This is a genomic window from Bacteroides faecis, assembly GCF_020091505.1.
Classification (GTDB): domain Bacteria; phylum Bacteroidota; class Bacteroidia; order Bacteroidales; family Bacteroidaceae; genus Bacteroides; species Bacteroides faecis.
Genome location: NZ_CP081916.1, coordinates 5,025,903 through 5,038,564, shown reverse-complemented (window position 1 = coordinate 5,038,564; position 12,662 = coordinate 5,025,903). Strand labels below are relative to the sequence as shown.

Here is a 12,662-nt window from a genome sequence, read left to right as displayed (position 1 = left end):
GTGCCTGAAAATATCAGTAAGCTATTTTTCGGCTTTTGGCACTGTGTCTTTTTGTTGTTACCAAGCCTGTGAAGGCTGAATTATTTATTGATTTTACCCCAGGTATCTTTTAATCCTACCGTACGGTTGAATACAAGTTTCTCCGGAGTCGAGTCTTTGTCTATATTGAAATAGCCGATGCGTTGGAATTGCAGGTATGAGAGTACAGGCAAGGTTGCCGCAAACTTCTCGATATAGCAATTCGGAAGAACTTTCAGAGAATCCGGATTGATGATTTCCTTCATTGCTTCCAGAGCTTCGCATTTCTTTGCTTCGCGGATAGCAGCCAGTTCATCGCGTGGGTTTTCTACTTTCCACAGACGGTCGTAGAGGCGCACTTCTGCTTGCAGGCAGTGGTTGCAGCTTACCCAGTGGAGCGTACCTTTCACTTTACGGTTGGCATCTGGCATACCGCTGCGGGTATTTGCATCATATTCGCAATATACTTCTGTGATCACACCGTTTTCATCCTTCTTGCATCCGGTACATTTCACGATGTAAGCGTTTTTGAGGCGTACTTCCTGTCCCGGAGTCATGCGGAAATATTTCTTGGGCGCGTCTTCCATGAAGTCTTCGCGTTCCATCCATAATTCGCGGCTGAACTCAATCATATGGCTTCCGGCTTCCGGATCTTCCGGATTGTTGATGGCTTCCAGTTGTTCTACTTGTCCTTCCGGATAGTTGGTGATGATGAGTTTCACCGGGTTGATGACAGCGGATATACGGGTAGCACGGCTGTTCAGATCGTCGCGGACAGAGCTTTCCAGCAATGCGATATCGTTCAGTGCGTCGTAAGTGGTGTAACCGATCTTATCGATAAATTTATGGATAGACTCCGGAGAGTAACCACGACGGCGGAAACCGCAGATAGTCGGCATACGGGGGTCGTCCCATCCGTTCACCAGTCCTTCTTTTACCAGCGTCAGCAGGTTACGTTTGCTCATCAGCGTGTAGCTCAGGTTCAGTTTGTTGAACTCAGTCTGACGGGGACGGTTGTCGTTCAGGTCCTTGCCTTCTTTCAGCCAGTCGATGAAGAGGTCGTAGAGCGGACGGTGCACCACAAACTCAAGTGTACACAGAGAGTGAGTTACTCCTTCAAAGAAGTCACTCTGTCCGTGGGCGAAGTCATACATCGGATAAGCCTTCCAGGTAGTGCCTGTACGGTGGTGCGGATGTTTTACGACACGATAGATGATCGGGTCGCGGAAGTGCATGTTAGGATTGGCCATGTCGATTTTGGCACGGAGTACCATAGCACCTTCTTCTATTTCACCGCTGTTCATCTTCTTGAAAAGTTCCAGACTTTCTTCGATAGGGCGGTCGCGGTAAGGGCTGTTCACACCTGCCTGGGTGGGAGTACCTTTTTGTTGGGCAATCTGTTCGGCAGTTTGCTCGTCAATATATGCTTTTCCTTCCTCGATGAGGCGGATGGCGAAGTCCCATAATTGCTGGAAATAGTCGGAAGCGTAGTATTCGTTTCCCCATTGGTAGCCCAGCCATTGAATATCTTCTTTGATGGCTTCTACATATTCCACATCCTCTTTGGTCGGATTTGTGTCGTCGAAACGAAGGTTACATACGCCGCCATGCTTGGCAGCGATGCCGAAGTCAAGGCAAATAGCTTTGGCATGACCGATGTGAAGGTATCCGTTCGGTTCGGGCGGGAAGCGGGTCTGCACTTTTCCACCATTTTTACCTTCCTTCAAATCCTTCTCTACTGCCTGTTCAATAAAGTTCAGGCTTTTCTTATCGCCTGTGTCTTCGTTTTTAATATCTGTCATAACGTTAAAATGTTAACTCTATTTATAGGCTACAAAAGTAGGACATTTTTTTTATTTTACTGGAATATAACCGCTCTTTTTTATAATCTCCTGCCCTTCGGGTGAAAGAATGAAGTCAATCAGAGGAGCTACCTGTTCTTTATTCTTCACATTATAGTAGTAATAAAGGGGGCGGACGATGGGATAAGTTTTGTTCGTTGCGTTCTCCACCGTCGGAGCGGCATAGTGGCTTCCGTCATATGATACGGAAAGCGTCTTGGTGCGCGGAGATACATAAGCCAGGCCGACATATCCGATAGCTCCTTTCGTCTGGCTGACGGATTGGATGATGGCACCTGTGGCGGGCATGGAAAGGCTGCCTGCCATATAATTTTTATTTTTCAGCACGTTTTCCTTGAAGAACTCATAAGTACCCGAAGAAGTTTCGCGGGAGTAGACTACTATTTTGCGGTCGTCGCCGCCTACCTGTTTCCAGTTGGTGATTTTTCCCCGGAAGATGTCTTCCAGTTGCTGGCGGGTGAGCTGTTTCACCGGATTGGAAGGATGCACCACTACGGCAAGGGCATCGTAGGCTACGATGACTTCGTCCACCTCTTGTCCGGCTTCCTTGGTTTTCATCTTTTCGCTGAATTTGATTGGACGGGAAGCCATGGCGATATCCGTCGTATTGTCCATCAGTGCAGAGATACCGACACCGGTTCCTCCGCCGGTGACTGTGACCCGTGCATCCGGCTGCAGATTCATAAATCGCTCTGCTGTTTGTTGGGCAACAGGCAATACAGTGTCGCTGCCTTTGATGCGCTGTGCGTTGGCGCTGAGAGACAGAAGGGAAAGGGCGATTAATAAATTTCTTCTCACTTTCATAATTATTCTTTTTATTGTTGGTGCAAATAAAACAATCACATATTACATTTTTGTTTCAGATAAGCGGGAAATAGTGTTTGTAACACAAATGTAACAGCATTGAAATACTTCCTTCAAACATTAGTCACACCTCCTTAATAAGGAGTCGCTTTCTTTGCATCAGAAAACCAATAGGTATGAAGAAGATTTTTGAGAAGATAATAGAAGGAATTTTGACTTGTAGCGGTTTCGTAACAAGTATTACTATCCTGCTGATCGTACTTTTCCTGTTTACAGAGGCTTTCGGGCTGTTCAATAGTAAAGTGATTGAAGAAGGGTATGTGTTGGCTTTGAACAAAAGTAATCGGGTAAATACGCTGAGTCCTGCTCAGATAAAGGATGTTTTCGACGAAGAGATAACAAACTGGAAAGAACTCGGTGGGGAGGATCTCCCTATCCGGGTTTTTCGTTTGGAAGACATCACGGAGTATTATACAGAGGAAGAACTCGGACCCGCTTATGAGTATGCCGGTGAAAGAATCATGCAACTGGTGGAGAAGACGCCCGGCATTGTAGCTTTTGTCCCGCAGAAATTTATAGTGCAGCCTGATGCGGTGCATTTTATCAAGGATAATACCATTTCGGTAAAAGATGTCTTTGCAGGTGCCGAGTGGTTCCCGACAGCTACTCCTGCTCCATTATTCGGATTTCTGCCGTTGATTGCGGGCACCTTGTGGGTAAGTCTGTTCGCTATCCTCTTTGCACTTCCGTTCGGACTTTCGGTATCTATCTATATGTCTGAGGTTGCTAATCCGAAGGTGCGCAACTGGCTGAAACCGATCATTGAACTGTTGAGTGGTATTCCTTCGGTGGTTTACGGTTTTTTCGGTTTGATTGTCGTTGTCCCGCTGATTCAGAAATTCTTTGATCTGCCGGTAGGGGAGAGTGGTTTGGCAGGAAGTATCATTCTGGCTATCATGGCGCTGCCTACTATTATAACAGTGACCGAAGATGCCATGCGGAACTGTCCGCGTTCGATGCGGGAAGCGAGTCTGGCTTTGGGAGCTTCGCAGTGGCAGACTATATATAAGGTAGTGATTCCCTATTCGATCTCCGGAATTACTTCCGGAGTAGTGCTGGGCATCGGGCGGGCTATCGGAGAGACGATGGCAGTGCTGATGGTGACGGGTAATGCCGCAGTGATACCGACAACGATTCTCGAACCGCTCCGGACCATTCCGGCAACGATTGCAGCGGAACTGGGAGAAGCTCCGGCAGGCGGACCGCATTACGAAGCGTTGTTCCTGTTGGGCGTCGTACTGTTCTTTATTACATTAATCATCAACTTTAGCGTGGAGTATATCTCTTCTAAAGGAATAAAACGTAGCAAGTAACATGGAAATACGAAGTAATAATAAAGCGAAACACCGTTCTCAGAAACTGGCATTCGGAATTTTCCGGTTGTTGAGTCTCTGTATTGTGCTGATTTTGTTTGCGATCCTCGGTTTCATTATATATAAAGGTGCGGGGGCTGTCAGTTGGGAGTTTATCACGTCCGCTCCTACGGATGGGATGACCGGCGGAGGCATCTGGCCGGCTATCGTCGGTACCTTTTATCTGATGGCAGGCAGTGTGCTTTTCGCTTTTCCGGTGGGAGTGATGAGTGGCATCTACATGAATGAATATGCACCGAAAGGGAAGCTGGTACGCTTTATCCGGGTGATGACGAATAACCTGAGCGGAATTCCTTCTATCGTTTTCGGTCTGTTCGGTATGGCTCTGTTTGTCAATTACATGGGATTCGGTGACAGTATTCTGGCTGGTTCTTTGACATTAGGTTTACTTTGCGTACCTTTGGTTATCCATACTACGGAGGAGGCGTTGAAAGCAATTCCCGACAGCATGCGTGAAGGAAGCCGGGCATTGGGAGCTACCAGGTTGCAGACGATCTGGCATGTGATTCTTCCGATGGGGATGCCGAACATCATTACAGGATTAATTCTGGCTTTGGGACGTGTTTCGGGTGAGACGGCACCGATTTTGTTTACTTGTGCCGCTTACTTCCTGCCGCAATTACCTGCAAGCATTCTGGATCAGTGTATGGCATTGCCGTATCACCTGTATGTGATTTCTACCAGCGGAACGGATATGGAAGCACAGTTACCGTTGGCTTATGGTACCGCTTTGGTGCTGATAGTGATTATCCTTCTGGTTAATCTGCTGGCAAATGCATTGAGAAAATATTTTGAGAAAAGAGTAAAAACGAATTGATTAGTATATGGATACAGTAAAAATAGATACACGCGATGTAAACTTCTGGTATGGTGACTTTCATGCCTTGAAGGGGATCAGCATGCAGATTGAAGAAAAGTCTGTAGTTGCCTTTATCGGACCGTCGGGATGTGGTAAATCGACTTTCCTCCGTCTTTTCAACCGGATGAACGACTTGATTCCTGCTACTCGCTTGGAAGGGGAGATCCGGATTGACGGACATAATATTTATGCCAAAGGAGTGGAAGTGGATGAACTTCGAAAGAATGTGGGAATGGTTTTTCAGCGTCCTAATCCTTTCCCGAAAAGTATATTCGAGAATGTAGCTTATGGGCTCCGTGTCAATGGGGTGAAAGATAATGCTTTCATTCGTCAGCGGGTAGAGGAGACACTGAAAGGGGCTGCGCTTTGGGATGAGGTCAAAGATAAGTTGAAGGAATCTGCCTATGCTTTGTCCGGTGGACAGCAGCAGCGTCTTTGCATTGCCCGTGCAATGGCGGTATCTCCTTCGGTATTGCTGATGGACGAACCAGCTTCCGCACTCGATCCTATTTCTACGGCTAAAGTAGAGGAATTGATTCATGAACTGAAGAAGGATTATACCATTGTAATCGTGACGCATAATATGCAGCAGGCCGCCCGTGTCAGCGACAAAACGGCTTTCTTTTATCTGGGAGAGATGGTGGAATATGATGATACGAAGAAGATATTCACCAATCCGGAAAAAGAGGCTACTCAGAATTATATAACCGGTCGTTTTGGTTAAGTATTGCCGGAATGTTTGCAGAAAACAGAATATTAATCATTTATATATAAAGAGACTATGGTAAAGTTTATAGAATCGGAGCTTATTCTATTGAAGAAAGAAGTGGATGAAATGTGGACATTGGTGTACAATCAGCTTGACCGTGCGGGGGAGGCCGTGATGACGCTTGATAAAGAACTGGCACAGCAAGTGATGGTGCGCGAACGTCGGGTGAATGCCTTTGAACTGAAGATAGACAGTGATATAGAGGATATCATCGCATTGTACAATCCGGTAGCGATTGACCTCCGTTTTGTACTGGCAATGCTGAAAATCAATACGAATCTGGAACGTCTGGGAGACTTTGCAGAAGGTATAGCCCGTTTCGTTATCCGCTGCAAGGAACCGGTGCTGGATGCCGATTTGCTGGCCCGTCTGCGCCTGGGAGAGATGCAGGCAGAGGTTTTATCGATGCTGGAACTGGCGAAACGTGCCTTGAACGAAGAAAATATTGAGATGGCGACTGCGGTATTTGGTAAAGACAACCTGTTGGATGACATTAATGCGGAAGCAACGGGTATTCTGGCAGATTATATCCGTGAACATCCGGAAACAGCTCATACTTGTGTAGACTTGGTTGGCGTGTTCCGGAAATTGGAACGTTCAGGTGACCACATTACCAACATTGCAGAGGAAATAGTATTCTTTATTGATGCAAAAGTCTTAAAACATAGCGGAAAAGTAGACGAAAACTATCCAAAATCGTAATTTTTTGCATGTTTTTAAACAAAAATTAGGGCTACTTAGAAAATAGTCCTATATTTGTCACCTGTAACGGACAAGTTACGGGCGTTTTTACTGCAAATGATAATAAATCCAAAGATATTTCAAAAAGATGTTATATGACATGTTTTATAATTTGGAGAATAACAGTAAAAGCGACTATATTTGCACCGTTATCCTGAAAACAATCTTTTTACCTTAAAAAAAAACTAATACCTATTGAAAACTGAAAAATGGAGCTTTGTGAAAAGCCCCATTTTTTTTGCTCTATACTGAAGGTCAGGAAGTTGCGTTATACGGTGTTTGAGAGAGGGGATTCTTCTTTGCGTCTATTGCTTTTCTGTCGATTTCATGGATCATATATCGTATCATTTCCTACATTTGTACTAATGCTTTCGAAACTTTCTTCGGGTAGGAACAAATCAGGCTATCAATATTATTCAGAGTGTTGATTAGAAAGTTCGGAATTTATTCACAAGTTAACCTTTGCAATATATGAAAAAAAACAGAAAGTTTTCCAACTTCCTTCCTTATTCGTATCTTTGTGCTATTATATTAGCGCAGCTGTTGATGAAAAAGCTAATATATTAGTACAGTTGGCTGAAAGGTTTAGAAGCTCTCTTATTTCCCTTTTTAGTCAGTATTTTATTGTAGAACATTAATAATTAACATTATGTTTTCTGGAATCGTAGAAGAGTATGCTACCTTGGTGGCACTGGTGAAAGACCAGGAGAATATACACTTTACATTTAAGTGTTCGTTTGTAAATGAGCTGAAGATTGATCAGAGTATTTCTCACAATGGAGTATGCCTGACGGTAGTGAACTTGACCGATGATACGTATACGGTAACTGCCATGAAAGAAACGCTGGACCGTTCGAATCTTGGTTTGCTGAAAGTGGGCGATAAGGTGAATGTAGAGCGCAGCATGATGATGAATGGCCGTCTGGACGGACATATCGTACAGGGGCATGTGGACCAGACCGCTACTTGTGTGGAAATAAAGGATGCGGACGGAAGCTGGTATTTTACATTCAAATATGCATTTGATAAGGAAATGGCGAAACGTGGCTATATCACAGTGGATAAGGGTTCAGTCACTGTAAATGGTGTCAGCTTGACGGTATGTAATCCGACGGATGATACTTTTCAGGTAGCTATTATTCCTTATACTTATGAGCATACTAACTTTCATACGTTCGAGATCGGTAGCGTAGTGAACATTGAGTTTGATATCATCGGCAAGTATATCAGCCGGATGATTCAATATAAATAGTTCAATTGGGAATTGTTAGCTTCAATCGTAATTTATAAATCGTAAAACTCTAATTTGGATGGATTTTCTGCAATTAGTGTTGTCTCGCCAAAGTGACCGGGCATATGATAAAGGTCGTCCGGTAGAAGCGGAGAAGCTGGAACGGATTCTGGAAGCTGCCCGTCTGTCTCCTTCTGCCTGCAATGCGCAGCCGTGGAAATTTGTGGTAGTGACAGATCATGAGCTGGCTTTAAAAGTAGGTAGGGCAGCAGCTGGACTAGGGATGAATAAGTTTGCTAAAGATGCCCCTGTGCATATTCTGATAGTGGAAGAGTCTGCCAATATTACATCCCTGCTTGGAGGTAAAGTAAAGGATAAGCATTTCCCGTTGATTGATATTGGTATTGCTGCCGCTCATATTACATTAGCTGCCGAAAGTGAAGGACTGGGGTCTTGTATTTTGGGATGGTTTGATGAAAAAGAGATAAAGCAATTGACTGGGATTCCTGCTTCTAAACGCTTGCTGTTGGATATCGCTATCGGGTATCCGGTGAAAGAAAAACGAAAGAAGATGAGGAAGACGAAAGAAAAGGTCATTTCTTATAATCGGTATTAATTGAAAAAAATGTATATTCCATACTTTTGAGAAGTAGATATATAAGAAAAAGCCTCGTTGGCTTAAAAGGAACGGCCTCTTCCTTTTAAACCAACGAGGCTTTCCTTTAAAACCAACGCACTGTTTCTTTTAAACTAAAAAGTATTCGTTGTAAGATGTTGACTATTAGTTGTTTACGAATACGGGCGCTTATGAGTATTTTTCTAGTAAAAAACAGATACAACAAAGCTTGTTTTTACAGATCTTTCAGTAGTACTTTACTTGCTTTCTTATAGTATTCTTCTCTGGATTCAGTCAGTACTTTCCACTCGTCATTGAACTCTTCATCCTTGTCTATCTTAAAGTTTTCGGAGCCGTACGTATCCAGGCGGTCAAGCAGAATCGCTACATTCAGTTGGTTGATATCCATTGAAGGCTGATAGCCGATATCTTCACTTTTCTGGTCGGTCACTACTTCGTGAATCAGATCTATCTCTTGCAACTGATAAAGTACTTGATTGGTCAGTCGGATCGGGATTTGGTGTTCTTCCGATATCTCCATGGCCGTATAAGGCGGCTCGTTTTTTTCAAACCGTTTGGCGATCAGTGACATGATAAGGATAGAAATGAAATCACGGTAACGTCTGCTGATGTTACGGGTGTCCTGATCGAAACTAAAACTGCGGATATTTTGTCCGGCATAGGTCAATTCGGCTCCAAACAAACAGATTGTCCAAGAAATTTGCAGCCATAGCAGAAACAAGGGGAGGGCGGCAAAGCTACCGTAAATAGCATTGTATTTCGATACCCATAACTGGCTGTTGATATACAAGAACTGGAAAGCCTGGTAAGCGGAGCCTGCCCAAATGCCTGCAATCAGTGCATGTTTGAATTTCACTTTCGTGTTGGGCATGAAAATGTAGAGTCCGGTGAACATCAGCCAGGTTAAGACAAATGGGATCAGGCGTATTGCGAATTTCATGACAGGAGCCAGTAAAACGAAATCGTCCATCTGCTTGAGTACAGTACTTACAAATAAAGAAAGTCCTCCCGAAACGACAATCAGAATCGGCATGAGCAGAAACATCGAGAAGTAGTCTGTTATCTTGCGGTACATGGAGCGTGCTTTCTTGACTTCCCAAATACGGTTGAAGGTGATTTCGATGTTACTCACCAGATTAATAACGGTCCATAACAACATCACCAGACCTACTCCAATGAAAATACCGCCTTTGGTTTGAGACAGGTAGGAGTTGACAAACGAAAGAATAGCTTCTGTCGTTTCGGTGTTTCCTCCGAAGCCGCTGCGGAACTGATGCTCCATCAGATTATCAAATCCGAATCCGCGGGCTACGGCAAAAAGGATAGCAAGTATAGGTACAATAGCAAGCAGTGTACTATATGTCAGTGCTGAGGCCTTATTAGCCATCCGGTCTTTGGTAAATCGATTGATGCAGAGATAGACGGTTTTAATAATATTGTAGAGCGAGAACTTCGTCCTAGTCACTTCATCTTCCGTGATGCGCCAGATGTCATACGTGATGAATTTCCATATATCGGTGATTTTCTTCTTCATGGCTCAGAATTTAAAAAGCAGTTTAAAAAAGAAAAAAAGCAGTCAGCCTATAAGCCGAGTTCTGTACCTTATATAATAAGGTGCCTGTCATTTATCTGAGTGGCGTGTCACCACGACACTTTAGCGGTCTACCCTCCGACATGGAGCGAGCAACTCTCATAACGCCGGTTTACATGACCTTACAACTCCTAAGACGTACAGCCCACATGTCACCATGCTGCTGGTAGGCTCTTACCCCACCTTCTCACCCTTACCTCTCCCCGAAAGGAGCGGCGGTTATTTTCTTCTACGTTACTCTACCCTCGCGGACAGCTTTCTGTTAGGAAGTAGGATGCTCTGTGTTGCCCGGACTTTCCTCCTGCACGAAACGCGCACGCGACAGACCGGCCAACTGCTTTAGACTGCAAAAGTACGTCATTTATTTTGTTTTAGCCAAAGAAAGTGTCACAAATAGAAATAATTTCTACCTTTGCTATCATTAAATCATGATTCAATGAAGAAAAATATCCTTTTTTTCTATTGCTTGCTGGTAGTAGCAGTAGTTAGTCTGAAAGCTCAGGAAATACGCCCCATGCCTGCTGATTCAGCTTATGGGGTAGTACACATTTCTGTTTGTAATATGCGTGATGAAGGTAAGTTTACTTCCGGAATGAGCACGCAGGCACTGCTTGGGATGCCGGTCAAGGTATTGCAATACACCGACTGGTACGAGATTCAGACTCCGGATGACTATACGGGATGGGTGCATCGGATGGTGATTACGCCGATGTCGAAAGAGAAATATGATGAATGGAACCGTGCAGAGAAGATTGTGGTGACTTCCCACTACGGATTTACGTATGAAAAACCGGATGACGACTCGCAGACCGTATCGGATGTTGTTGCCGGCAATCGCCTGAAGTGGGAGGGAAGTAAAGGGCATTTTTACAAGGTGTCTTATCCGGATGGCCGCCAGGCCTATATCTCCAAACATATTTCACAACCAGAGAGTAAATGGAGAGCTTCGTTGAAACAAGATGCTGAAAGTATTATTAAAACTGCTTATACAATGATCGGAATTCCCTATCTATGGGCGGGGACTTCTTCGAAAGGAGTTGATTGCAGCGGGCTGGTCCGGACCGTACTCTTTATGCATGATATTATCATCCCAAGGGATGCGTCACAACAGGCTTATGTAGGCGAACGCATTGAGATAGCCCCTGATTTCTCCAACGTGCAACGCGGAGACCTCGTCTTCTTCGGTCGTAAAGCTACAGCCGACCGTAAAGAAGGCATCTCACACGTCGGCATCTACCTGGGTAATAAACGCTTCATCCATGCCTTGGGAGACGTACATATCAGCAGCTTTGATCCCGAAGACGAGTGCTACGATGAGTTCAATACCGGTCGTCTGCTTTTTGCCACTCGTTTCCTGCCCTATATAAATAAGGAGAAAGGCATGAATACCACCGACCATAACCTCTATTATCTATATCACTAACCATTATCCATTAAACAAATGCCAAATAGAAGAGATTTTCTGAAAACGGCTGCCTTTGCGACTTTAGGTTCCGGAATAGCTGTCAGTCAGGTATTGGCGGGAGAATGTATGCCTTCTGCTATTCATGTTAATAAATATGGTATAGGGGGAAAGATGAAAATGACTTTTTTCCCTTATGAGTTAAAGTTGAGGCATGTCTTTACGGTAGCCACTTATTCGCGTACTACTACGCCCGATGTGCAGGTAGAGATCGAATATGAAGGGGTGACCGGGTATGGAGAAGCGTCTATGCCCCCTTATCTCGGAGAAACAGTGGAGTCGGTAATGAACTTCCTTAAAAAAGTAAATCTGGAGCAATTCAGCGATCCTTTTCAATTAGAGGACATTTTGTCATACGTTGACAGTCTGTCGCCTAAAGACACGGCAGCAAAAGCTGCGGTGGATATTGCCCTTCATGACTTGGTGGGAAAGCTGCTGGGAGCGCCTTGGTATAAGATATGGGGATTGAACAAAGAGAAGACGCCTTCTACCACCTTTACGATTGGTATTGATACGCCCGATGTGGTCCGTGCGAAAACAAAAGAATGTGCCGGTCTGTTTAATATATTAAAGGTGAAGCTGGGAAGGGACAATGATAAGGAAATGATAGAGACAATCCGTTCGGTAACGGACCTGCCGATAGCCGTTGATGCCAACCAGGGCTGGAAAGACCGCCAATATGCACTCGATATGATTCATTGGCTGAAAGAGAAAGGGATTGTGATGATAGAGCAGCCTATGCCGAAAGAGCAGTTGGATGACATTGCCTGGGTGACGCAACAAAGTCCTTTGCCTGTATTTGCCGACGAGTCGTTGCAGCGTTTAGGGGATGTAGCCGCTTTGAAAGGTGCATTTACGGGAATCAATATTAAATTGATGAAATGTACCGGAATGCGTGAAGCATGGAAGATGGTCACGCTGGCACATGCTTTGGGAATGCGCGTGATGGTGGGGTGTATGACGGAGACTTCGTGTGCGATATCTGCCGCCTCGCAATTTTCTCCGGCAGTCGATTTTGCCGACCTTGATGGAAACCTGCTTATCTCCAACGACCGCTTCAAAGGAGTGGAAGTAGTGAATGGAAAAATCACATTGAATGACTTACCCGGAATTGGTGTCATGAAAATCTGATCTTACTGAATGAATGTCAGACTGTTAAAGCCATCTGACATACAACGAATGTAAATTTGTCAGTTGCTGTCGTTAAGCGCTGTTAAGCCCTAAATATTCTCTGTTAAAAGAGGACAAAAAAGAG

At 44.5% G+C, this 12,662-nt stretch carries 11 protein-coding genes and 1 other RNA gene; 8 read left to right on the top strand and 4 right to left on the bottom strand.

All coding sequences use genetic code 11. From position 1 onward, the window contains the following. Positions 1–80: 80 nt before the first annotated feature. Complete coding sequence (locus K6V30_RS19795) at positions 81–1,820, bottom strand: glutamine--tRNA ligase/YqeY domain fusion protein (RefSeq protein WP_010538557.1); 1,740 nt, start codon at positions 1,818–1,820, stop codon at positions 81–83. Between the two features lie 51 nt (positions 1,821–1,871). Continuing rightward, positions 1,872–2,684, bottom strand: coding sequence for a PstS family phosphate ABC transporter substrate-binding protein (locus K6V30_RS19790; RefSeq protein WP_010538556.1), 813 nt, complete (start codon positions 2,682–2,684; stop codon positions 1,872–1,874). Between the two features lie 176 nt (positions 2,685–2,860). On the opposite strand from K6V30_RS19790, the gene pstC reads away from it, so the two are divergent. The 6 genes from pstC (at position 2,861) to K6V30_RS19760 (ending at position 8,333) form a co-directional block, all read left to right on the top strand. Continuing rightward, on the top strand, positions 2,861–4,057 hold the full coding sequence (gene pstC / locus K6V30_RS19785; RefSeq protein WP_070612406.1) for a phosphate ABC transporter permease subunit PstC: 1,197 nt from the start codon (positions 2,861–2,863) through the stop codon (positions 4,055–4,057). Position 4,058: 1 nt separating this feature from the next. After that, on the top strand, positions 4,059–4,934 hold the full coding sequence (gene pstA, locus K6V30_RS19780) for a phosphate ABC transporter permease PstA (RefSeq protein ID WP_055268938.1): 876 nt from the start codon (positions 4,059–4,061) through the stop codon (positions 4,932–4,934). Positions 4,935–4,941: 7 nt separating this feature from the next. Then, positions 4,942–5,700, top strand: coding sequence for a phosphate ABC transporter ATP-binding protein PstB (gene pstB, locus K6V30_RS19775; protein ID WP_010538553.1), 759 nt, complete (start codon positions 4,942–4,944; stop codon positions 5,698–5,700). A 57-nt stretch (positions 5,701–5,757) separates the two neighbouring features. Continuing rightward, positions 5,758–6,447: a phosphate signaling complex protein PhoU gene (gene phoU, locus K6V30_RS19770; RefSeq protein ID WP_010538552.1), complete on the top strand. Its 690-nt coding sequence runs from the start codon at positions 5,758–5,760 to the stop codon at positions 6,445–6,447. Positions 6,448–7,135: 688 nt separating this feature from the next. Further along, positions 7,136–7,738, top strand: coding sequence for a riboflavin synthase (locus K6V30_RS19765; protein WP_010538541.1), 603 nt, complete (start codon positions 7,136–7,138; stop codon positions 7,736–7,738). A gap of 58 nt (positions 7,739–7,796) precedes the next feature. Further along, on the top strand, positions 7,797–8,333 hold the full coding sequence (locus K6V30_RS19760) for a nitroreductase family protein (RefSeq protein ID WP_011107707.1): 537 nt from the start codon (positions 7,797–7,799) through the stop codon (positions 8,331–8,333). A gap of 235 nt (positions 8,334–8,568) precedes the next feature. On the opposite strand, the gene K6V30_RS19755 is transcribed toward K6V30_RS19760, so the two are convergent. Together K6V30_RS19755 and rnpB are read right to left on the bottom strand one after the other, a co-directional pair. Beyond that, positions 8,569–9,888 carry a YihY/virulence factor BrkB family protein gene (locus tag K6V30_RS19755; RefSeq protein WP_055268937.1) on the bottom strand — a complete coding sequence of 440 codons (1,320 nt, stop codon included), beginning with the start codon at positions 9,886–9,888 and terminating at the stop codon, positions 8,569–8,571. Positions 9,889–9,922: 34 nt separating this feature from the next. Next, positions 9,923–10,283: RNase P RNA component class A (gene rnpB / locus K6V30_RS19750), an RNA gene on the bottom strand. 98 nt (positions 10,284–10,381) lie between these two features. On the opposite strand from rnpB, the gene K6V30_RS19745 reads away from it, so the two are divergent. Together K6V30_RS19745 and K6V30_RS19740 are read left to right on the top strand one after the other, a co-directional pair. Continuing rightward, on the top strand, positions 10,382–11,368 hold the full coding sequence (locus tag K6V30_RS19745) for a C40 family peptidase (RefSeq protein WP_055268936.1): 987 nt from the start codon (positions 10,382–10,384) through the stop codon (positions 11,366–11,368). 18 nt (positions 11,369–11,386) lie between these two features. Next, the gene (locus K6V30_RS19740; protein WP_055268935.1) at positions 11,387–12,538 is read left to right on the top strand and encodes a dipeptide epimerase; all 1,152 of its coding nucleotides are present in this window, start codon (positions 11,387–11,389) and stop codon (positions 12,536–12,538) included. Positions 12,539–12,662: the final 124 nt, after the last annotated feature.

Excerpts from the sequence above, each read along its gene's own strand:
- K6V30_RS19795 (WP_010538557.1), bottom strand. The coding sequence starts at position 1,820 with ATGACAGATATTAAAAACGAAGACACAGGCGATAAGAAAAGCCTGAAC.
- K6V30_RS19790 (WP_010538556.1), bottom strand. The coding sequence starts at position 2,684 with ATGAAAGTGAGAAGAAATTTATTAATCGCCCTTTCCCTTCTGTCTCTC.
- pstC (WP_070612406.1), top strand. The coding sequence starts at position 2,861 with ATGAAGAAGATTTTTGAGAAGATAATAGAAGGAATTTTGACTTGTAGC.
- pstA (WP_055268938.1), top strand. The coding sequence starts at position 4,059 with ATGGAAATACGAAGTAATAATAAAGCGAAACACCGTTCTCAGAAACTG.
- pstB (WP_010538553.1), top strand. The coding sequence starts at position 4,942 with ATGGATACAGTAAAAATAGATACACGCGATGTAAACTTCTGGTATGGT.
- phoU (WP_010538552.1), top strand. The coding sequence starts at position 5,758 with ATGGTAAAGTTTATAGAATCGGAGCTTATTCTATTGAAGAAAGAAGTG.
- K6V30_RS19765 (WP_010538541.1), top strand. The coding sequence starts at position 7,136 with ATGTTTTCTGGAATCGTAGAAGAGTATGCTACCTTGGTGGCACTGGTG.
- K6V30_RS19760 (WP_011107707.1), top strand. The coding sequence starts at position 7,797 with ATGGATTTTCTGCAATTAGTGTTGTCTCGCCAAAGTGACCGGGCATAT.
- K6V30_RS19755 (WP_055268937.1), bottom strand. The coding sequence starts at position 9,888 with ATGAAGAAGAAAATCACCGATATATGGAAATTCATCACGTATGACATC.
- K6V30_RS19745 (WP_055268936.1), top strand. The coding sequence starts at position 10,382 with ATGAAGAAAAATATCCTTTTTTTCTATTGCTTGCTGGTAGTAGCAGTA.
- K6V30_RS19740 (WP_055268935.1), top strand. The coding sequence starts at position 11,387 with ATGCCAAATAGAAGAGATTTTCTGAAAACGGCTGCCTTTGCGACTTTA.